Below are 20657 nucleotides of genomic sequence, written 5' to 3' on the forward strand. Positions count from 1 at the left end.
TTTTCATGATATGAATTTACATTGAAACAATTCCTGATTCAAACCTTGCAACAGCTTTATATTTACAATTAATTGCAAAGTGGTTGAAATGAAGGGTCGTATATTTAGTTTAAAACAGGTTTTCATGACTTTATTTCTATTTTTATACTTATGAAAAAAATCTTAATCGTAGAGGACGAGGAAGAATTAGCTTCCAATATTGCCGAGATTTTGACTGGCTTAGATTACCATGTGGCAGCGATAGTAGACAATGCCCAGAGTGCGATGGAGTTTCTCGATGGTAACTTAGTTGATCTTGTCCTGATGGATATTTTGATCAAAGGAGATGTGGATGGGATTGACTTGGCCTATCAAATCCGTGAAAAATATGACTTGCCCATTGTCTTCAGTACTGCGTATTCTGGGACTGAATTTTTGGAAAGGATTTCATCGGAAATTCATGAAGGTTACCTCTTAAAGCCCTTTACCATGGATTCTTTGAAAGCTGCGGTATTTTTTGGCCTCAAGCGACATGAAGAGAAACCTGCCAATTCCAACAAATCAAAAGGATCGCTCAAAGTGATGGATAAGGGATATCTGGTGCCTATTCCATTTAATGAGCTTCTTTATCTTAAAGCAGACGGATTATACACCAAAGTATTTACCAAAGTCAAATCCTACCTTGTCAGAGATATTCTAAAGGGATTTGAAGACAAGTTACCTGAAGAACAGTTTATTCGTGTTCACAAATCTTTCTTGATCAATGTGAATCATGTCACATCATTCAATGCAAAAAAAATTAACCTTGGAGATGTTTCAATTCCTATTCGAAGAGGATTGTACAAGGAGCTGATTGAAAAGCTTCATGTTGAGTAAGTAGCGTTTATTCCCATTGACTATTACCCAAGATTTCAAACCTATTGAATTTATGAAAAGGATTAAAGTGCTGTTGATTGAGGATAATCCTGGAGATGTCCTGCTGGCCACTGAAGCGCTGGAAGACAGTAAGTTTTTGGTGCAGTTGGAGGTGGTTAAAAATGGCAAGGAAGGTGTAGATTACCTGTTTGGAAAAGGGGAATATGCCGACAAGCCAAAACCAGACGTGGTATTGCTGGATATTAATTTACCCTTGAAGACAGGCCACGAAGTACTGACAGAGGTCAAGGAAAATGACGAAACTAGAGAAATACCGGTAATCATGCTCACCACTTCTTCCGTTCAGGATGATATTCTGAAAAGCTACCAAGAACAAGCAAGTTGCTATATCGTAAAGCCAGTCGAGGTGGAGCAATTCACCGAATTTATCAAGGTGTTTGACCGTTTTTGTGAAACTTTAGATATCTGATTTACTTTTTTTCTAAGCTAGATTCCTGATTTGTTGTCTTTGGATAGCGTCAAAAGCACTACGGTGAGTAGAATCAAAATCGTGCCTAGCCAATCTACTCCTGTAAAGGATACTCCAAGCCAAAATACAGCAGTCAAAGCCGCGGCCAATGGCTCCACACTACAGAGGAGGCTAGCATAAGTGGCACCAATGATGGTAACCGATTTTAAGAAAAAGTAAAAGGCGGTCACCGTACCAAAAAGAACAATGTAGGCGAAAGCCAGCCAAGTGCCAGAATCCCAATCGCCTGATACACTCCAAGGCTGTGTGTAAAGCGAAAAAAACAATCCACCTACGAGCATTCCCCAGCCCGTCACTGCCGCAGGAGAGAAAGTCCTCAATAATCCCACGGGTTGTATGGTGTAAAAAGCCAAAGCCAAAGCCGATAGAATTCCCCAAAAGATGGCTTGTTCTGAAATCACCAATTCATCCAAAGATCCATGCGTAACTAGGAGAAACGTACCAGATAATGCGAGAATTAAAGCTGCATACTCGGCGAGAATTGGCCATTTACGATTTTTGATGGCATAAAATGCAACAACAAACACGGGGCCGATGTACTGAAGAATGGTCGCAGTAGCTGCATTGGAAAGGGAGATGCTGTAGAAATACGTAAACTGAACAGCTACCATTCCGAGGATTCCGAAAAGCAAAAGCTTGGTAGCATTCTTTGGTTTTTTCCAGATTTCAAAAGCAACTTTTTTTTCTGTCGCTATTGAGAAAACAACCAAAATCGCACCGGCTAAAATCATCCGCCAAGTCACTAGCCAAGCCGGATCAAGCCCTTTTTTCTCAAAAAGAAATTGGGCACAAGTACCGGATATTCCCCAAAATATGGCTGATGACAAAGCCATTATCAAACCTGGGATTTTTTGATAGGAGGTGGGTTGGGGCATGGTGAATATTTGCTGAGCGAAGATATCAGCCTTAATCCTATTTGAAAAGCCAATTTTAGCGCTCGAACCAGGCTTCTTTTCACAAAAGCTAAAATTTAGTCTAATTCATCAAACAACTCCCGGGTTTCTGAAGGAATTTTAGTAAGATCGAGCTTTATTAAGCAGGTTGTTTTCAAAGTTGCTCTTGCTATGAACTCCGGTTTATTGATCCGTAAAGCCAATAAAGAGGACCAAGATTCCCTCTGGGAAATTATCTGTCCTATCATCAGGACAGGAGGGACCTACGTCTTTGACCCCAATTCCTGTAAGAAAAAGATGATGAATTATTGGTTAAATGACGATAAGCTTACCTATGCGGCAGAGATTGAGGGAGCTATTTTGGGTACATTTTACCTCAATGCGAATCAACCAGACCTTGGGAATCATATTTGCAATGCTGGGTTTATGGTTTCTGAAAAAGCATCCGGAAAAGGAATTGGAAAAGCCATGGGCAAATTTGCTCTGCTCGAGGCAAAGAGACTTGGGTTTGAAGCAATGCAATTCAACTTTGTGATCAAGACCAACGAGAAAGCCGTGGTACTTTGGAAATCATTGGGTTTTGAGGTGATCGGAGAGATTCCTGAGGCTTATCGCCATCCTCAGTTGGGCCCTGTTCCTGCTTTGATCATGTATCAAAAGCTTTGAATTATCTTGAATCGTATTGTATTCTAACCTATCCATGAAGACTGAAAACACTTCTAGAAGAAATTTTTTGAAAACTTCCTCAGCCGCCGTTTTTACCTTGGCTATACCTGATTCGGTGCTTTCTCTTTTTTCTCCAACACAAAAAACCTTCAAGATTGGGATGATCACCGACCTCCATGTCGATATCATTCATGATCCTGACACAAGGTTGAATGCCTTTTTGAATGAGATGAAAAAAGAGGAAGTAGATGCTCTAATCCAGCTCGGCGATTTTGCCATTCCCAAGTCTGAAAATATGCATTATATCCAGGCCTTTAATCAGGCTCATTCCAACGCGTTTCATGTCCTTGGCAATCATGATATGGATGGAGGATATTCCAGAGAAGAAGTGGTGAAGGAGTATGGGATGCCTTACAACTATTACTCAACAGAGGTCAATGACATCCTGCTATTAGTCCTCGATGGCAATGATACGGGCTCTCCAAGCTATAAATCTGGCTATCATTCCTACATCGGCCCTGAGCAACAGGCTTGGATAAGGGAGGAGTTGACTAAGGCTAAAAAACCTGTTTTGATTATCTCTCATCAGCCGATCGCCGGGATTTACACCATTGACAATGCCTTGGAAATACAAGGTTTGCTTAGTGAGTTTTCCGATAAAATCCTGCTCGCAGTCAATGGTCATGCCCATGTGGATCAGTATATTCAGGTAGGCGGTATTAATTATTTGCACCTTAATTCGGCCTCGTATTACTGGGTGGGAGAGAAGCTGGCCCATTTGAGCTTGTCAGCGGCAGAACATGACAAAAATCCATCTCTCCAGTTTACCTGTCCTTATTCGGATGTGTTATTTGGTGTATTGATTCTTGATCCGAATCAAAAAACAATCACCCTAAAAGGAAAAAAGGCCCAATGGATCGGGCCTTCTCCTTTAGAATTAGGATATTCGATTTTGTCGCCTGAGATGCAAAAGCAACATGTCAACCCTCAAATTTCGGATCTGAGGATTTGAGTTATTTTTTCGGTAGACTCTCCAAGACCATTTTCACCAACTCAGCTTTGTCTCCGTTTGGAATCCAACGAGCTACGATCAACAAGTCATTTTCCTGATCTACATAGATCATGTTGGTCCCGGCCCCGATATGCAAAAAGGCTGACTTGGGTGCGGCAGGCACTTCTTTTAGATCGTTGTTGAGAAAGTAATTCATAAATCCATAGCCTGGATTGGCAGGGGTTGGTGTGCGCGAAAGGTCAATCCATGATTTTGGTATGAGTTGCTTTCCATTCCAGTTGCCATTTCTCAATGTGAGGTAACCAAATCTTGCCTGATCCCAGGCAGAAAGCATCATTCCTCCACCCCAATGCGAACCGCCACTGACCGATTGGATAATCTGTCCATCCAGGTTTACATAGGAGTTTTCATAGCCAGTCCATCTCCACGTCGGGCTTGCACCGATTGGATCCATGATTTTTTCTTTGAGCACCACCGGAAGAGGTTTTCTCCAGACGTTCAAAAGTGCCAAAGCCAGCACATTGACCCGTGTGTCGTTGTATTCGTAAGCTGTACCGGGTTCGTTTTGTGGGCGGGTTCGCTTTTGTTTTACTCCCTCAGCAGGTCGATCAGCCCAATCGGGCTTGCCCCAAAGAGTACCTTCCCAGTCTGAGGTTTGACGGAGGAGGTGCTCCCAGGTGATTTTCCGATTGTGCTCGGTGCCAAAAAGGTCAAACACATCCTCCTGATCCAAATGGTCTGCTTTGTTCATCATCAGTCGATAGGGATCGTATGGATAGATTGGAGCCATGTAGGGATGTACGAGGTCTTTTTCTGATTTGATCAATCCCTCAGCTACTGCCAAACCGGCTGTGGTCGAAAGGAAACTTTTTGCTACGCTAAATGTCAGATCTACCCTGCTTGGATCACCCCATTGACCAATTACATAGCCTTTGTAAATAATCAGGCCGGTGGCGGGCCCACGTTCTTTCATTGGGCCGACTGGAAATCCAAAAGGTTCTCTGCCAAAAGCGCTTTCGTAGTGTGCCATTTTCAGATTGGGATTTTCCTTGCTTTCATGGGAAATGGCAAACTGGATGGCTTCTTGAACTTTGATTGGGTTGATTCCCAGTTCTTGGGGAGATTTGCTTTGCCAGTTGTTTTTTTCTGGGAAGTAGGTCTGCGCTAAAGTCCAGTTGGTACAAAGCAAAAGGACCCAAAGGGTGAGGATTGGCGTTTTCATAAGAAATCGGTTTGGTGCGAGTTTACACTTTTAGGAGGTGAAATATTTTCCGTTTGTCAAAAGTTTTTTCGTTTGGTTTCCAACTCAAAACTCTTTCAAAAAAGAACAGTTATCGCATTACCCAAGCACTACTTTTCTCAATTTTGAGAATAAAGCTTTTATTTACGTCCCCAAGGACAAGCACATGGAAGAAAAGAAGATTTATATTGTTGGAGCAGGTTTATCAGGGCTGATTGCTGCATTAGAATTGGAAAAAGGGGGACTTTCTCCCATACTATTAGAAGCCACCGATCGGGTAGGTGGTCGAATGAAGACTGATGAAATCGACGGGTTTAGATTAGATCACGGTTTTCAGGTGTTGAATACCGCCTATCCCGAGGCTAAAAAATACCTTGATTTCAAAGCACTTGGGCTTAAAAACTTTGATCCGGGGGCAGTCATTTTTGATGGAAATGATTCCTATGTGATCACGGATCCGCTCAGAAGTCCTCTCAAAATAGTTGGAATGGCTTTTTCTAGAGTAGGTACATTTTTAGACAAAGTAAAAATGTTTGCCTTGACGCAGGAATTGAAAAAGAAATCAAACGAGGAGATATTTTCTGGTCCCTCGGTGCCCACACACCAATTTTTAAAAGAGTATGGGTTTTCGGACCAGATCATTTCTAATTTCTTCAAGCCTTTTTTTAGAGGGATTTTTCTTGAAAAACACCTGAATACCAGTTCGAGAATGTTTGAATTTGTATTCAAAATGTTCTCACTTGGACATGCTGCTATCCCCGAAAAAGGGATGGGTGAGATTCCTGAAATGATTAAGAGGCAACTCTCCTCTTCCAGAATTTATTTCAATTCTCCTGTAAAGACAGTCGAGGGAAATATCATCACCCTGGAAACAGGAGAGGAACTTAAAGCAGACCGGGTAATTATCGCAGTGCAGCCTGACCGAGTTATGAAGCAGCTTCAGGGGCAATTTCCCCCTCCAAGAAAAGTCGCCAATCTCTACTTTTCCACCCAGAAATCTTTCCTGGCCAGACCGATGATCGGATTATATCCCGGAGATCACTTGGTGAATAACATTGTCTTTATGGATGATGTGTCCAAAGCGTATTCGACCAATGGACGTTCTTTACTATCAGTGACAGTTTTGGAATCAGATCTTCCAGAAAAAGAGTTAATTAAGGCTGTACAGGCAGAATTGGAAGTGATCTCAGGTGTAAAGGCGGAATATTTCAAGCATGTCAAATCATATTACATTCCCTATGCCTTGCCTCAGGTGGATGATTTAAAGTATTCCATTCCGTATACCGAGGCCAAAGTGTTTGACCAAGTATATTTAGCGGGAGATTACCTACTCAATGGATCGATCAATGCAGCGATGACTTCTGGACGGATCGCAGCGGAGGCAGTGATTCATTCGTTTATGTCCACACATTGACAAAAAAAAGGAAGGTGATTAGCCTTCCTTTTTTGTTATTTCTCATCGAGGTTGAAAATAGATTTCAGTTCTACGGCATCTTCCGGTTTCATTCGTTTAGCCAAAACCAGTCTCAGCTGTCTTCTTCTGAGTGCTCCTTCGTAAAGCTCCTGCTCTTCTTCAGATTCAGGGACTACTTCAGGCACTTCGATGGGTTTTCCGTTTTGATCCACAGCCACAAAAGTGAAGAATGCCCGATGGGTCATGATTTTTTTGCTCGCAGGGATGTCTTCAGCAGTCACTTCAATAAACACCTCCATGGATGAATTGAAAGCTCGGGTTACCTGTGAACGGAGCGTGACCACATTTCCCAAATTGATCGGTTGCTTGAAGGAAATGCTGTCTGCTGAAGCAGTGACTACGATTCGATTGGAGTGTTTTTGAGCAGCGATGGCCGCCACGATGTCCATCCAATGCATCAATCGGCCTCCCATTAGATTGTTCAGGGTATTGGTATCGTTAGGAAGCACCATCTCGGTCATGATAGTGACGGATTCCTTTGCTAACTTTTGCTTTGGCATAAAACTGAATTTGAGCAAAAATAAGAATAAAATTTTGTTTTAAGTTTTTGAAAAAACTTGATCAAAATAAAATATTGAAAAACCTGGTAAATCCAGTAATGGGTATCTTTAATCCTCTAGGGATTAATTTTTCCAACCTTCCTTTCCTAGCAAAGGGACAAAGGCAAAACCTTCGAATTCTTCTCTGATATTTTCTCTAGAAGATTTTTTGGTGATTTTAACCATAGCTTGTCGTTGGCGATCACCAACCGGAATTACTAAAATTCCACCCACTTTCAACTGCTGGATTAGCGCATCAGGCACGACTGGTGCACCTGCTGTGACGATGATTTTGTCATAAGGAGCGTGGGCTGGCAGACCTCCGGTGCCGTCTCCATAGAACAGATTCAGGTGTATTCCCAATCGCTGAAGAAATCTGGAGGTGTGTTCGAAAAGTTTTTTTTGATACTCGATGGTGTACACTTGTGCACCTAAAAGGTGTAAAATGGATCCTTGGTAACCAGAACCTGTCCCGATTTCGAGGATTTTATCCCCTGGTTTTACATCCAATAGCTCGGTTTGAAATGCGACAGTGTATGGTTGAGAAATAGTCTGACCCTCACCAATCGGGAATGCTTTGTCTTCATAGGCATGAGAAATGAGGGCCGTATCAAAAAAGAAATGTCGGGGAAGCGTATTGATGGCTTCAAGGACTCGCTCGCTTTGGATACCTTTTTTCCGCAGTTCGGCCACGAGGGCGCGGCGCTTTCCTTTGTGCAGGTAGGTATCTTCAAGTTTTAGCATTCGGGTTGGGGTTTGGTGTTCGAAGATAAATGAATATTTCCCTTACTTTGAACCCTGAAAGGCAATTTTTGCTTATTCAGTTGATTCATCGAAGTTTAAAAATTCAGGCATGTTTACCGGAATAATCGAGTCTTTTGGCACCATCCAACGCATCATCAGAGAAGGAAGCAATGTGCATTATGTATTGAGTTCGCCGATCAGTTCGGAGCTCAAAATTGACCAATCACTAGCCCATGACGGGGTGTGCTTGACAGTGGTAGAAGTGACGCCTGAACAATACCGTGTGACTGCCATCGATGAGACCTTGAAAAAGACCAACCTTTCTAGCTGGTCAGAAGGTAAAAAAGTCAACCTTGAGCGGTGCATGCCTGCCAATGGGAGATTTGACGGTCACATCGTCCAAGGCCACGTTGATCAAGTGGGTACCATCCAATCCATTGCTGACCAAGATGGTTCTTGGCTTTTTGAGGTCTCTTATGACCCAACTTTGGGAAATGTGACGGTGGAAAAAGGATCGATCACCATCAATGGCACCAGTCTGACTTGCTTCAATTCGGGCTTGGGTAAGTTTTCAGTGGCGATCATTCCTTACACTTACGAACACACCAATTTCCATCAACTACAGGTAGGAGATCCGGTCAATCTTGAATTTGATATTGTGGGTAAGTATATCCAGCGGATGGTGAAAGGGTATAGTCAGGGGTGAGTTTTGATTTCGTGTTGTCTGGTTGTCAAGGTTATCGAGTTGTCCGGTTTTCAGGTTGTCTAGTTGTCAAGGTTATCTGGTTGTCAAAGTTATCAGGTTGTCGAGTTGTCTGAAGGTTAGGTATTAGTAGGTAGTAATCTCCTCCGCTTGTTTTTATTGGTCAAGGTTATTATTGAATATGATTGTCCGCTTTTCTGCCAGTAATCAAATAAGATAAAGTTTAAAGTCTGATTAGAGGTGCTGTGGACTGTCGTCTGTGGTCAGTCGACGAATATCCGCGATATTTAGAACCTACGGCCTGCCTAGTGGTAAAATTGCGGATATTCAAATTATTCCATTCTCTCTAATTCTAGTACGATACCTGAGGGAGCATGTAATGCCTCAAGGGCTTTTCTCCCAACAGGTGCTCGATAAAATAATCCCAGCGCTTCTTGGTGAAATAATCTCCGGGAGGTCTGCCAAAGCTGTGATTTCGGCTCGGCCAGATGAACAGGTCAAAGTCTTTTCCAGCTTTGATCAATTCTTCGGCAAACTTGAAAGTTGCTGAGGGATTGACATTTTCATCGATGCCTCCATGGGCCAGAAGCAGGTGCCCTTTCAGCTTGGCGGCATTGGTGATGTTGGATTGCTCGTGATAGTAATCTCCCACAGGATAGCCCATATACATTTCAGGCCACCAGGCTTTTTCCATTCGGAAGTCATGATCGCCGGCCGAAGCTACTCCCACTTTGTAAAAATCAGGATGTAAGAGCATGGCTCTAGCCGCATCATACCCTCCTGCTGAGTGTCCGAAAATCCCCACTCGGCTGATGTCCAAAAATCTGTTTTTGCTCGCCAGTTGGGTGATGGCCAAGACATGATCGGTAGTGCCATCCCCCAAGTTGCGATAGGAGACGTCAGCAAAGGCTTTGGATCTTCCAAAACCGCCTAATCCATCCACTGTCACGACCACAAAACCCAACTCGGCCATCGGTTGCTGATGTCCCATCAGACCTGATTTGAAAGTCTTAGGCACGGTAGAGGTGTGGGGGCCGGTATAGGTGTAGTCGATGATCGGGTATTTCTTTTTTGGATTAAAGTTGGTAGGCAGAAAATACACCGCATGAATTTCGGTCTTTTGATCCTTTGCTGTGGCGGTAAAAGGAACAGGGAATTGATATCCTCTCTTTTTTAGGTTGGTGATGTCTGCTTCTGAGATTTTGGCCAACTGATTTCCAGTAGCTAGATCGATCAAGACGGATTGAGTAGGCTGATTGACGGTGGAGTAGTTATCGACCGCGTAGCGACCACTTGGACTGATTGAGAGTTCGTGAAAGGCATTTTCAGGAGTCAACAGTTTTAGGTTGGAACCGTCTAGGTTGACGCTGTACAGGTGATTGAAGTAAGGGTTTCTTCCGGGCTCTTTTCCTGAGGCTTCAAAATAGAGTACCCCTTTCGATTCATCCAAAAAGGTCAATTTGTTCACTACGTACTCTCCAGAAGTGAGGGGAAAGATTTCTTTTCCCGTTTTCCAATCCATGAGATACAATTGATTCCAACCGGATTTCTCTGATCCCAAAAGAAACTGATCGTTTTTAAGCTTTCTAAAAATATTGTCTCTGTTGATGTGGGTGGGAGATGATTCTGAATAGATTTTTCGGATCGATAAGTCAGAAGTCTGTATCTCTAGCAGATGAAATTCCTTGTAACCCCTTGGAAAATGAAACCCACTTAGACTTCTACTATCATCAGACCATCGAAGCTGAATGCCAATGAAATGTGGGACGCTGAGTTCGGGAATTCGCTTTTCCTCTTTTTTCTCCAAATCAAAAATCACCGGAACATACATCACCACCGTACTGTCTCCGGGAGAACCTCGGTAGTAGGAAAGAAGGTCCGGCCTGAATTTCTCCTCTTTGCTGAAGTCCAGTAGGTACATTTTTTCTGCCAGGCGGAGGTCTACGATTTGGGTGAAAATCTTTTTGGAATCAGGAGACCATTGCACCATAAAGCGATCCGGCCTTTCCCCATTTTCACCTTCGATTAGGTCGCTCCATCCATAGTATGAGGCATATTCCAATCCTTTTTTTCCTTGAGTGCTCAGCTGTGTTTCCTGACCTGTTTCCAGATTTTGAACATAGAGGTTGTAATTTCTGGTGTATGCCTTCCATTTTCGATCAGGTGAAAAAGATTCCATCTCATTCCTCGAATTAATGGGTAGTGCGCTCAACGAATTCTCTTTGGTATTCCAGACCCATTCTTGATTTCTCCATCGAAAGGTGACAATATGACTATTACGCACACCGGTGAAGGTAATCGGCAAGTCCTTGTGATCGAGGGTCTCTCCAGTTTTGGATTGGATCAACTCGGCTAAAACCACGGGGTCAAATGCTTCTGTGGTCTCAAAGGTCTTGGCATCTGTTGTAAAGAACCGTTTTCCTTTCTCGGTAAATGCTGAGTGAACAAAGAGTTTTTCTCCTTCCAGCCAAGTGGGAATAACTTCCAAGTGATACACTTCCTTTTGGATCGAATTAGTCAAAAAGTAGCTGGCGCGATCGTAAGTGGCTTCGGTAATCTGTGATAAGGATGGAAAAGTCAGGATGAGATTGAAGCTGAAAAATAGACCAATGGCCATGGTGAAGTTGTTTTTCAGAGTAATCATAGGGCGAGTTTGGGGTTTTCATGAAGATAACCAAAAACAAAAAGGGCCAATCTGCTTTTTCAACAAATCGGCCCTTTAAGGGATGAGGGGTAAGAATTTTTCTGAGATATTTTTAAAAAATCCTCAGAATTCTAGTTCGGTATAGACGGGATAATGGTCAGAACCCTGAGCAAGTTGAGTTTTTAGGCTTTGAATTACAGGGTCATTTTTCTCCAAAAATGGATTCCAAACTTGCCCCTTCAATACCTTAAGTCCTTGGCTCACTAAAATGTGATCGATCAGCACATTGAATAGATCCCCTGTGATCCGGTCTTTGAACCTACCGGAATAGGGCGTCCAGCCGTGGGCAGTCAGTTTGGGCCGGGGTAGGGTAGACCTCAGGACCCATTCAGGTTTCCACAGATCTCCCAAGAGAATCTCGACCGCACTTTTTGAAAAGCGATTTTCGTAGAAATCCAATTCAAACCCATCATTAATATCACCCATCACAATCACTTGCTGTCCCTTGCTGAGGTATTGATCGCAGCGCTCACGGATGTGCATGCATCCTCCAAAAAGTCTCAATCGATCCCGTTGAGAGAGTTGCTCAAATCGGGCATAATCCACCTTGTCAAAGATCCCCTTGGATTTGGTGTGTGCAATGATGACTCTAGAGAGGAGGCGATTGTCAGGTGCCAGCAGACTGAGCTCCAAGGGCGGGCGGTAATGCTGGTATTGCTCTTTGATCATCCGATTGGTGGTGTCCATCAAGAATGGCTGATTGAATCGGTCTCCTTCTTTGGTTTCGGGAGTGAAGAGGACGTTGAGTTTGTCGGGCTTGTAGAGAGCGCAGAGCTCCTGCTGACCAGCAGATGGATAGCCATGTATCCCTTTGAAAGTCTTGTCGGGCAGGTAGTGTGCGGCCCATGCTTCAAGTTGTTGGGTAGAAGTTTTACTTCCGTTGACAAGGGTGTCAGGACCCTCGACGATTCCGAGGAAATCCGGATCCATCCCCCGAATGATATCAGCGAGTTGCCGACTTTTGATTCCTTCTTTCCCGGTGGTTTTTGGGTTGCCGTTGGATTCAAAAAGATCCCGCATCCAGGCAATGTTGTAGACTCCGATTTTGAGTTGCATAAAAAAAGGCTTTTGGTTAAACAGTCTTGGAAGTTTACTATTTGTGCCAAAAGCCTTTCCTATTCAAAGGTCCTTTTTAGACTTTGACGTAGATTTTCTTCTTATCCATCCAGAGGCCAATCAGCCAAATAAGGAGCATGTAGGCGATGGCAAAAAGGAAAGAAGCATTTTTCGGATCCAGCCAACTGGTAAAGAGATTGGCATAAATCCAGCCTTTGAAGGTGGTGTCTCCTACAGGGATCATGGAGAAAATGGATACGACCACACCCGAACACACATAAAGAATCAGTGGGTTGCGGCCAAATGCCTGAAAGAAATAAGTCCAACGGGTCAGTTTCTGGATTTCAACCAGGAAAATCAAACCTGCCAAGAGCAACAAGTCCCATCCAACAGTGAGCAATACATAGGAACTTGTCCAGATTTTCTTATTGATCGGGAAGCCCAAATCCCAGAGGTAAGCGAGGGCCAAAAGGACGATTCCTGCAATTCCTAACACCTGAACTGTAGAAGTAGTATTTCCTTTTTTCTGTATGAATTTGCCCACAATAAAACCTGCCAGGACATTGACCATGGAAGTGAGTGTGCTCAGGATACCTTCCGGATCAAAAGGAATTCCTTCGCCCATATACATGCGCTTTTCTCCGATCAGGAGTAAATCCAATTTGATTTGCGCATTTCCAGTGAGGCTGTAGGGATCACCTGCATCACCAAAGAAATACATGATAGGCCAAAAAATGACTAAGGAACCAAGCCCTACAATCCAAGCACCTTTATCTCCAGTCCAATACACGACCAAGGCCGCCAGTAAATAGGAGAGAGCAATCCGCTGCAAAACTCCCAACAGTCTGACTTCTGAAAGTTTGACGGCGACCATCACCCCAGCTTCGTTATAATCGAAAAACGGGAAATAATTTAATAGCCAACCAATTAGAAAAATCAAAGCCGCCCGCTTGAATACTTTTTTGTAAAAGTCGGAGGAGCTCATTTCATTAAGCTTTTTCAAGGCGAAGCTCATGGCATTTCCCACCACAAACAGGAAGGTAGGGAAAACCAAGTCAGTGGGGGTGAATCCGTGCCAATCGGCATGAGCGAGTGGTGCGTAGAGGTCTCTCCAGCTTCCCGGTGTATTGACGATGATCATAAAAGCGATGGTCATGCCCCGCAGGACATCCAGCGCCAGATAGCGGTTGTTGAGGATTTTGGATTGGTGGTCAATGGTCATAGAAGGGGTGGTTGTGATGGGTGTATCAAATCGGAATTTGATAATTGATAGAAAGTATGAACTTTATAAAAATAAAGTTTTCATCCAATTCAAAAAACTTCCTGTTGACGTTTTATGATCAATCGTATGCTATCCCGATTCATAGTTGTCTGTACAGTATTTTTCTTTTCGACTCAGATTGGTATTAGTCAAATAAAAGCTGAATGGAAACTAATGGATAATCAACTCACTTCGCCTCAGCGTCACGAAGCAACTATTTCCATTTCAAATGAGAGCACAAATCAGCTTTCGGCAGGATGGAAGCTTTATTTCAATACGGTCTTTATCTCAGTTCGACCTGAATCCCTATTGCCAAACACCACAATTCGACATTTGCAGGGAGATTTCTTTGTATTGGAGGGAAATACGCCTGAGATCCAGGCTGGTCAGCAACTCAAGATAGGGTATAAAAGCCGAGGTGCTTTCTTGAAAAACTCCTATGCGCCGGAAGGATTGATTTTGGTACATGCTGACGGAAAAGTGGAGGAAATTGTGGCTTATTCTACTCAGGTATTATCAGAAAAGGAGTTAGCTGACATGGCTAAATCGACTCCATTACCGATTCCGACTTCTGCCAAAAGGTACGAGGAAAATCTTGCGGTGAGCGAGTTGCTTGGATCGGAGATTCCGCCCTTTTTACCTACACCTAAGAAATGGAGCTACACAGGCGAAGCCTTGAAGATCACCAATGCAGGAGTTGCAGTCGTCGGATCCAAGGAGTTTTTGGAAACTACCAAATACCTGCTTCTCACGCTAAGGGATGGATATAAGCCACAAGTAAACCGAAATGAAGCTCCTGTCAATATCAAAGTAACCAAAGTGGATGGCCTAAAACCTGAAGCTTATCACTTGAAAATCACCAATCGCCGAGTGGATATTTTGGCTTCTGATGAAAGGGGAGCTTTCTATGGAGTTCAATCTTTTCTGGCCTTAATGCCTGTGGATTTTTGGTCCAAACCAGGAAACACGCTCACCTTGCCCCAAGTGGAAATTGAAGATGAACCTGCCTTTGGCTATCGTGGATTCTTTTTGGATGTGGCCAGAAACTTTCAGCCCAAAGAACAAATTCTAAAGATCTTAGACTTAATGGCTTTTTATAAGCTTAATGTATTTCACTTCAATCTTGCTAATGATGAAGGTTGGAGAATTGAGATTCCTGGGCTTCCTGAATTGACCGATTTTGGTGGCAGAAGAGGATTTTCTACCAATGAATCAGAGTTTCTATGGCCGTATTATGCTTCCGGTGAAGATCCTCAAAAGAGCCCTGCCGGTTCAGGATATTATACCGTTTCTGATTTTATGGAAATTTTGGCCTACGCCAAAGCCCGACACATTGAGGTCATTCCCGAATTGGGAGTTCCGGCGCATTCTCGAGCGGCCATTCAGGCGATGGAAAAACGGCATCAAGCCTATCTCAAATCAGGTAATCCAGAGCAAGCTTCTGCTTATCGCTTGGCAGATCCGAATGATCAGTCGAGCTATCTTTCTGCTCAAAATTTCAAAGGAAATACCGTCTGTGTGTGCCAAGAGTCAACCTATGCTTTTTATGAAAAGCTCGTGGTGGAAATCAAGAAAATGTATTCCGATGCAGGTGTCCAACTGAAAAACTGGCATACGGGAGGGGATGAAGTACCAAGAGGAGTCTGGAAGGAATCTCCGATTTGTAAGGATTTTTTGGCTAAAAATCCCGAGGTGAAGCTGGAGGACTTGAATGATTATTTCAGAAGCCGCACCGCCAAGATCCTGGAAAAGCATGGACTAGCCATGGGGGGTTGGGAAGAAGTAGGACAAACACATCGGGGTGATGAAGTGATGCCTAATCCGAAGTTTGCCAACCAAAACTGGAGGCTCTATGCTTGGAATGCCGTGGCAGGATGGGGAGGAGAGGACATGGCTTACCGATTGGCCAATGCCGGCTATCCCGTGGTCATTTGCTCTAGTGCCAATTTTTACTTTGACTTAGCCTACGATTGGGATCCTGATGAGCGAGGTCATACCTGGAGTGGAGTATCCGATATGTATCAATCCTGGAAAACAGTGCCTGGCAAACTCTATCTCTCTCATGATCAGACCATCGAAGGGGAAACTTGGGATTGGACGGAGGCGGAAAAGCGCTTTACCCAATTGACTGAACAAGGAAAAAGAAATATCCTCGGTGTCTCGGGTCAGCTTTGGACGGAGACTGTGAAAAGTCCTGAAATGCTGGAATACTACCTGCTTCCAAAAATGTTGGGCTATGTGGAAAGAGCTTGGGGCGGTGACCCAAATTGGTCCAAGCAGTCCAATATCAAAGAGATGAAAAGTCAACGTGCTGCCGAATGGAATCAGTTTTCCAACTTGGTGAGCAAGGTGGAATTTCCTCGATTGGAAGTCATTTTTGGAGGATTCAACTTTAGGCTTCCCAAACCTGGTGTTACAATCAAAGACGGAAGAGTGTTGGTTAATTCCGAATTGCCGGGTTTACTTATCCGCTACACAGACAATGGCACAGAGCCTAATGAAACTTCTCCGCTTTACCGTGAACCGATCCCCTATTTCAATGGATTTTCTCCAAAGTTTAAATTGTTTTTGCCTTCGGGGAAAAGCGGCAGAGAAGCGACCCTAGATTAAAGCCCCTTCACCAAAGGCTTGTATTGGGTAAGAAGGGCTTGATTATTGGCTTCTCCCGCATCAGAATTGGAGCTGATATATACTTCGGGAGTGATGCCTTCCTCTAAAAGTAATCCCACTGCTTGCACCATGATGGATTGGAGAAGAGCCGTTCCGATTACGGTGGAAGTGGCACCTACTTTTCCATCCAGCCCGTCAAAGGCAATGGAAGCATCTCCGATTTCTCCGAAATTGTCCAAAACCAAATCAGCTATCTGATAGAGTTTAAGCCCTGAAGAATGTCTCGATTGCACCGATTTGCTGTGCTGAAGGTTGGTTATAGCAATGACCTTCGCGCCTTTTTCTTTAGCCAATTGTGCTATTTCGATGGGTACTGCATTCCTTCCAGAATTGGAGGAAATAAAAAATACATCCTTCGAGGAAATGGGATAGGACTCGAGAAGTTTGGCTGCATAACCTTCCGTGCGCTCTACGTCGGTACTTGCAGCGGCATCTTTGTGAAGCATTAGTGCTTCATCAAAGATCGGCCTTACCCTTGCAAATCCTCCTGCCCGATAGAAAATTTCCTCAGCAAGCATGTGTGAATGTCCCGTACCCGTGGTATAAATCCACCCCTCAATTTTCAGACAATCCGCAATCCATCTGGCCGCCAACTGGATTTCTTTTTCCTGACTAAAGGCCTTTTGCAGCTTATCCACCACGGAGTCCTGGTATTGTTTGAAGGGGGCTTTGCTCATTTGGACACTTTGGATAGTTGTTAAATGGAATTGGAAGGGAAATTAATCTTTGAAATCAATTCAATACGATTTCATCCACAAATACCCAACCCTTTGATCCGGCACCCTGATGCCAGGAAGGCAGTTTGCCGATAGGTTTCAGTTTGATTTTAACCTGATCAAAAGAGCCTTGAGGTAGGTCAAATGCAAGTAATCCATATCGGATCTCCTCAGTTTTAGTGGATTGTGGAGTGGGAGGGATCGTGACTTTTGACCAAGTTCCGGCATTTCCTGTCCAGATTTCAACTGTTTCAGGAGGGAAAATATAAGCTCCTTCATGAAGTAGTAAGCTTAACTCAACCGCTTTGGGCTTTTGATCTTTCTCCAAGAAAATCTCTATTTCCAACGGTGAATCGGTGTATCCTAGCCATTCACCTGAAGTATGGTTTGCCTTTCCTTTTACTCCGTCAAAAAGGGTAGTGGCTCCTTTTGCTTTATAGCTTTTATGAGGCTCGTCAGTCAGCTTGTATGATTTGGGTTTCATTCCTTCCCGAAATAGCAAAGTTTTGGTTTCCTCACTTCCAATCCAGCCTTTCGCAAAAGCTTTTGCCCTGATTTGAGATGTTTTCGTCAGAGAAATTGCTTCCTTATACACTGGGGAGTTAATGCTGTCCGGTTCGGTACCATCCAGGGTATATCTGATCTCTACAGAACTTATCGGATGCGTGATTTTTACTTCGGTAGTGCCCTGAAACATAACTTTATCAAAATCAATTTTAGGCGAGTTCAAGGGATAGATGATTCCCTTGTCGTCAAATCCAAAATCAATTTGAACGGTTGAAAGTGCTTTTTTCAATTCTTCTCTTCCACTTTCAGAAATTCCTGACTGCCAAATAAAGAGTCGCTTGAGTTGGGTCAGTTTTTTAAGATTTTCCAATCCTTCTTCTCCAAATGGATTACCTGAAACAGCCAGGCTTTTCAGACTTTGAATTTTTGAAAGTCCTTCCAATTGACCGCTTTTTAGTCCGGTAAAGTTTAATTGAGCTTCTTCAAGGTTTTGGAAATCAGAAAGAAAAGAGAGGTCGACATTTTCAAGAGGCATCCTGTTCAGGTTGATTTTCACCACTTGTTCCTTGATGTTTTTGAGATCAGACAATGAACTGGCATCAAAGGTAGAAGCTCCAAAATAAGCCACTTCCAAAGCAGGTGAGCCAGGGAAAATGGGCTTTACTTTTCTGAAAAAGTTATTGAGCTCCTTGACCTCATCCTCATCTGCTGCGGCAAAAGAATAGGTCTTTTCTGTCGTGAATTTATTGGAAGCTAATTGGAATAGCGGTTCTTCCTGAGGCAGTTCCATGACTTTTTGCTCGAAAGAAGCCCCTGACATCACCCAAAGTCTCAGAATTTCAATTTCTTCCTCAGTAAGTTGTAGCTTGTTTTTCGGAGGCATGTGCTCCTCATTTTCCATAGGAAGATGAATTCGCTGGATCAACAGAGACTCGTCCAAGTTGCCTGCGAGGATAAATGGCCCTGATTTTCCGCCCTTTTGTAATCCTTCCAAATGATCCATTCTCAGTTCACCCTTGATTTTGCCCTCTTTATGACAGGCAATGCACTTCGATTCAAAAATGGGTTGAACCAAGTCTCTGAATACTTCCGCTTCTTCCAAGGCAATCATTTTGTCCTCTTTAGGCATCAGTGGACCAAAAAGGAAATCTTCACCATGTGTCAAGTTGGCGCCAAAGTGCCCGGTAAGTAAAATGAGTACAGCCAATCCCGAACCAGCAAGCCGAAATAAGTTGGCTACTTGATCAAGGAAAAAGTAGATGAATACTGAAAATCCCAAGGATACTACACCCAGCCATTTGTGCCAGGCAAGTGCATCTCCCTCGTAATCTTCAGAGGCTAATAACAAGCCTGCCACCACAGTGATTCCCGTGAAATTAGCTCCAATCAATAAGAGATTTTTACCGAATCCTCTCCAGCTTTCCTCCTTCATCCAAAGCAAAGCGATGGCAAGAAGTAAAAGCACAATCGGGAAATGCAGCATCAGCGGGTGCATTCTGCCCGCCACTTGCAGCCAGGAAGGAATTACTAAATTATCGCCGCCGATCGATAAAATGAGGGACAACCCACACCAAAAGAACAGCAGATTTTCCAGCAAGGAAATGCCTTTGGAATATCGAGACATAAATAGGAATTAAGCGATGATGTCTTTTACTACATGTCCATGGACATCGGTGAGGCGATACCTTCTGCCGAGATGCTTATAGGTAAGCTTTTCATGGTCGATTCCCATCAGGTGCATCACGGTTGCCTGGAAGTCATGCACATGGACTGGGTTTTCGGTGATATTGTATCCAAAGTCGTCTGTTTCTCCATAGACGATTCCTGACTTCACGCCGCCGCCTGCCATGAAAATGGAGAAGGCTCTAGGGTGATGGTCTCGTCCATAGTTTTCCGGAGCGATTTTTCCTTGACAGTAGTTGGTTCGGCCAAATTCTCCACCCCAAATCACTAAGGTCTCATCGAGTAGTCCACGCTGCTTCAAATCCGTAATCAAAGCCGCCGATGCTTGGTCCACATCTTTGGCTTGTCCTATCATTTGATTGGGAAGATTGTCATGTGCATCCCATCCCTGATGGTAGAGTTGCACAAAGCGCACTCCATTTTCGGAGAGTTTTCTGGCCAAAAGACAGTTGGCGGCATAGGTTCCGGGTACTAAGCAGTCCGGTCCATACAATTTCACAATGCTGTCAGGTTCTTTTGTCACGTCTGTGATTTCTGGAACGGCTGTTTGCATGCGATAAGCCATTTCATACTGTTGGACTTTGGCAGTAATTTGGGGATCGTTGAATTCGTTGTAGCTGAGATCATTCATAGCTGCGATCTGATCCAGCATTTTTCTACGCTGATCTCGGGACATACCATTTGGATCGGAAAGGTAAAGTACCGGATCCTCTGAATTGGAAAACTGAACCCCTTGATGGCGGGCATCCAAGAAGCCATTGGACCAAAGCTTGGAATACACCCCTTGGCCATTTCCTTTTCCTCGACTGAGTAGAACACAGAAAGCAGGCAGGTTTTCGTTTTCACTTCCCAATCCATAACTCAGCCAAGATCCCATGCTCGGTCTGTTTCCTACCTGTGCACCGGTTTGGAAAAAGGTTAATGCAGGGTCGTGATTGATAGCTTCCGTATGCATGGATTTGATGATGCAAAGGTCATCTACCACTGAGGAAATATGTGGGAACAGGGAGGAAATCCACGCCCTGCTTTGTCCATATTGGTTGAAATCGAAGTAGGAACCCACCAGTGGAAAAGAGCTCTGTCCCGCAGTCATTCCGGTGAGGCGCTGTCCATTCCGTATGGATTCGGGGAGTTCTTGGCCAAAATTGCTTCGCAACATGGGTTTGTAATCAAAAGTCTCCAGTTGGGAAGGTGCTCCATTTTGGAAAAGGTAAATTACCCGTTTTGCTTTGGGAGCAAAATGAGGTAGCGCTCTCATTAGGGAGTCTTCGGCTTCTTTTTTTCCAGAGAAAAGGTCAGGAATCAACAGAGATCCCAAAGCCACACTTCCAATTCCTAAGCTGATTCGGGAAAGAAATTTTCTTCTGTTATGATTCAACCCCTGCTCTAATATTTCTTTTTCCAT

At 43.8% G+C, this 20657-nt stretch carries 17 protein-coding genes; 7 read left to right on the forward strand and 10 right to left on the reverse strand.

Annotated elements, in window-relative coordinates:
* Nucleotides 1-150: 150 nt before the first annotated feature.
* Both ACFPIK_RS01960 and ACFPIK_RS01965 read left to right on the forward strand, forming a co-directional pair.
* A complete protein-coding gene (locus ACFPIK_RS01960) occupies nt 151-855 on the forward strand; it encodes a LytR/AlgR family response regulator transcription factor (RefSeq protein ID WP_377911664.1) in 705 nt (234 codons plus the stop codon).
* A gap of 52 nt (nt 856-907) precedes the next feature.
* Entirely contained in the window at nt 908-1324 is a 417-nt protein-coding gene (locus ACFPIK_RS01965; protein ID WP_377911666.1) for a response regulator, read from the forward strand.
* A gap of 17 nt (nt 1325-1341) precedes the next feature.
* On the opposite strand, the gene ACFPIK_RS01970 is transcribed toward ACFPIK_RS01965, so the two are convergent.
* Nucleotides 1342-2217 (reverse strand): DMT family transporter, encoded by an 876-nt coding sequence (locus ACFPIK_RS01970; protein WP_377911668.1) that lies wholly within the window; start codon nt 2215-2217, stop codon nt 1342-1344.
* A gap of 231 nt (nt 2218-2448) precedes the next feature.
* Here ACFPIK_RS01970 and ACFPIK_RS01975 point away from each other — a divergent pair, with 231 nt between their 5' ends.
* Both ACFPIK_RS01975 and ACFPIK_RS01980 read left to right on the forward strand, forming a co-directional pair.
* Nucleotides 2449-2943: a GNAT family N-acetyltransferase gene (locus ACFPIK_RS01975; RefSeq protein ID WP_377911670.1), complete on the forward strand. Its 495-nt coding sequence runs from the start codon at nt 2449-2451 to the stop codon at nt 2941-2943.
* A gap of 34 nt (nt 2944-2977) precedes the next feature.
* The gene (locus ACFPIK_RS01980; RefSeq protein WP_377911672.1) at nt 2978-3955 is read left to right on the forward strand and encodes a metallophosphoesterase family protein; all 978 of its coding nucleotides are present in this window, start codon (nt 2978-2980) and stop codon (nt 3953-3955) included.
* Between the two features lies 1 nt (nt 3956).
* Here ACFPIK_RS01980 and ACFPIK_RS01985 read toward each other — a convergent pair whose 3' ends face one another.
* The gene (locus tag ACFPIK_RS01985; protein ID WP_377911674.1) at nt 3957-5177 is read right to left on the reverse strand and encodes a serine hydrolase domain-containing protein; all 1221 of its coding nucleotides are present in this window, start codon (nt 5175-5177) and stop codon (nt 3957-3959) included.
* Nucleotides 5178-5361: 184 nt separating this feature from the next.
* Between ACFPIK_RS01985 and ACFPIK_RS01990 the strand changes: the two genes are divergently transcribed.
* Entirely contained in the window at nt 5362-6609 is a 1248-nt protein-coding gene (locus ACFPIK_RS01990; protein ID WP_377911676.1) for an NAD(P)/FAD-dependent oxidoreductase, read from the forward strand.
* 35 nt (nt 6610-6644) lie between these two features.
* Here the strand turns inward: ACFPIK_RS01990 and ACFPIK_RS01995 are convergent, their stop codons facing one another.
* Both ACFPIK_RS01995 and ACFPIK_RS02000 read right to left on the reverse strand, forming a co-directional pair.
* The gene (locus ACFPIK_RS01995; protein ID WP_377911678.1) at nt 6645-7169 is read right to left on the reverse strand and encodes an acyl-CoA thioesterase; all 525 of its coding nucleotides are present in this window, start codon (nt 7167-7169) and stop codon (nt 6645-6647) included.
* Nucleotides 7170-7292: 123 nt separating this feature from the next.
* A complete protein-coding gene (locus tag ACFPIK_RS02000; RefSeq protein ID WP_377911680.1) occupies nt 7293-7952 on the reverse strand; it encodes a protein-L-isoaspartate(D-aspartate) O-methyltransferase in 660 nt (219 codons plus the stop codon).
* 109 nt (nt 7953-8061) lie between these two features.
* On the opposite strand from ACFPIK_RS02000, the gene ACFPIK_RS02005 reads away from it, so the two are divergent.
* On the forward strand, nt 8062-8658 hold the full coding sequence (locus ACFPIK_RS02005) for a riboflavin synthase (protein ID WP_377911682.1): 597 nt from the start codon (nt 8062-8064) through the stop codon (nt 8656-8658).
* Nucleotides 8659-9007: 349 nt separating this feature from the next.
* On the opposite strand, the gene ACFPIK_RS02010 is transcribed toward ACFPIK_RS02005, so the two are convergent.
* From ACFPIK_RS02010 to ACFPIK_RS02020, 3 genes are all read right to left on the reverse strand, one after another.
* Nucleotides 9008-11299, reverse strand: coding sequence for a S9 family peptidase (locus ACFPIK_RS02010; protein ID WP_377911684.1), 2292 nt, complete (start codon nt 11297-11299; stop codon nt 9008-9010).
* A 123-nt stretch (nt 11300-11422) separates the two neighbouring features.
* Nucleotides 11423-12415, reverse strand: coding sequence for an endonuclease/exonuclease/phosphatase family protein (locus ACFPIK_RS02015; protein WP_377911686.1), 993 nt, complete (start codon nt 12413-12415; stop codon nt 11423-11425).
* 76 nt (nt 12416-12491) lie between these two features.
* Nucleotides 12492-13637: an acyltransferase family protein gene (locus ACFPIK_RS02020; RefSeq protein ID WP_377911688.1), complete on the reverse strand. Its 1146-nt coding sequence runs from the start codon at nt 13635-13637 to the stop codon at nt 12492-12494.
* A 213-nt stretch (nt 13638-13850) separates the two neighbouring features.
* On the opposite strand from ACFPIK_RS02020, the gene ACFPIK_RS02025 reads away from it, so the two are divergent.
* Nucleotides 13851-16286: a family 20 glycosylhydrolase gene (locus ACFPIK_RS02025; protein ID WP_377911690.1), complete on the forward strand. Its 2436-nt coding sequence runs from the start codon at nt 13851-13853 to the stop codon at nt 16284-16286.
* Here ACFPIK_RS02025 and ACFPIK_RS02030 read toward each other — a convergent pair.
* From ACFPIK_RS02030 to ACFPIK_RS02040, 3 genes are read right to left on the reverse strand one after another with little or no spacing between them, the layout of a single operon-like run.
* Nucleotides 16283-17023 (reverse strand): sugar isomerase domain-containing protein, encoded by a 741-nt coding sequence (locus ACFPIK_RS02030; RefSeq protein ID WP_377911692.1) that lies wholly within the window; start codon nt 17021-17023, stop codon nt 16283-16285. The two genes, ACFPIK_RS02025 and ACFPIK_RS02030, sit on opposite strands and share 4 nt — an antisense overlap.
* Nucleotides 17024-17078: 55 nt before the next feature.
* Complete coding sequence (locus tag ACFPIK_RS02035) at nt 17079-19193, reverse strand: c-type cytochrome domain-containing protein (RefSeq protein ID WP_377911694.1); 2115 nt, start codon at nt 19191-19193, stop codon at nt 17079-17081.
* A gap of 9 nt (nt 19194-19202) precedes the next feature.
* A complete protein-coding gene (locus ACFPIK_RS02040; RefSeq protein WP_377911696.1) occupies nt 19203-20657 on the reverse strand; it encodes a DUF1501 domain-containing protein in 1455 nt (484 codons plus the stop codon).

The organism is Algoriphagus aquatilis, from assembly GCF_042657405.1.
Classification (GTDB): domain Bacteria; phylum Bacteroidota; class Bacteroidia; order Cytophagales; family Cyclobacteriaceae; genus Algoriphagus; species Algoriphagus aquatilis.

What these genes read in the sequence shown, in the direction of transcription:
- ACFPIK_RS01960 (WP_377911664.1), top strand. Translation starts at nt 151, where the DNA reads ATGAAAAAAATCTTAATCGTAGAGGACGAGGAAGAATTAGCTTCCAAT.
- ACFPIK_RS01965 (WP_377911666.1), top strand. Translation starts at nt 908, where the DNA reads ATGAAAAGGATTAAAGTGCTGTTGATTGAGGATAATCCTGGAGATGTC.
- ACFPIK_RS01970 (WP_377911668.1), bottom strand. Translation starts at nt 2,217, where the DNA reads ATGGCTTTGTCATCAGCCATATTTTGGGGAATATCCGGTACTTGTGCC.
- ACFPIK_RS01975 (WP_377911670.1), top strand. Translation starts at nt 2,449, where the DNA reads ATGAACTCCGGTTTATTGATCCGTAAAGCCAATAAAGAGGACCAAGAT.
- ACFPIK_RS01980 (WP_377911672.1), top strand. Translation starts at nt 2,978, where the DNA reads ATGAAGACTGAAAACACTTCTAGAAGAAATTTTTTGAAAACTTCCTCA.
- ACFPIK_RS01985 (WP_377911674.1), bottom strand. Translation starts at nt 5,177, where the DNA reads ATGAAAACGCCAATCCTCACCCTTTGGGTCCTTTTGCTTTGTACCAAC.
- ACFPIK_RS01990 (WP_377911676.1), top strand. Translation starts at nt 5,362, where the DNA reads ATGGAAGAAAAGAAGATTTATATTGTTGGAGCAGGTTTATCAGGGCTG.
- ACFPIK_RS01995 (WP_377911678.1), bottom strand. Translation starts at nt 7,169, where the DNA reads ATGCCAAAGCAAAAGTTAGCAAAGGAATCCGTCACTATCATGACCGAG.
- ACFPIK_RS02000 (WP_377911680.1), bottom strand. Translation starts at nt 7,952, where the DNA reads ATGCTAAAACTTGAAGATACCTACCTGCACAAAGGAAAGCGCCGCGCC.
- ACFPIK_RS02005 (WP_377911682.1), top strand. Translation starts at nt 8,062, where the DNA reads ATGTTTACCGGAATAATCGAGTCTTTTGGCACCATCCAACGCATCATC.
- ACFPIK_RS02010 (WP_377911684.1), bottom strand. Translation starts at nt 11,299, where the DNA reads ATGATTACTCTGAAAAACAACTTCACCATGGCCATTGGTCTATTTTTC.
- ACFPIK_RS02015 (WP_377911686.1), bottom strand. Translation starts at nt 12,415, where the DNA reads ATGCAACTCAAAATCGGAGTCTACAACATTGCCTGGATGCGGGATCTT.
- ACFPIK_RS02020 (WP_377911688.1), bottom strand. Translation starts at nt 13,637, where the DNA reads ATGACCATTGACCACCAATCCAAAATCCTCAACAACCGCTATCTGGCG.
- ACFPIK_RS02025 (WP_377911690.1), top strand. Translation starts at nt 13,851, where the DNA reads ATGGATAATCAACTCACTTCGCCTCAGCGTCACGAAGCAACTATTTCC.
- ACFPIK_RS02030 (WP_377911692.1), bottom strand. Translation starts at nt 17,023, where the DNA reads ATGAGCAAAGCCCCCTTCAAACAATACCAGGACTCCGTGGTGGATAAG.
- ACFPIK_RS02035 (WP_377911694.1), bottom strand. Translation starts at nt 19,193, where the DNA reads ATGTCTCGATATTCCAAAGGCATTTCCTTGCTGGAAAATCTGCTGTTC.
- ACFPIK_RS02040 (WP_377911696.1), bottom strand. Translation starts at nt 20,657, where the DNA reads ATGGAAAAAGAAATATTAGAGCAGGGGTTGAATCATAACAGAAGAAAA.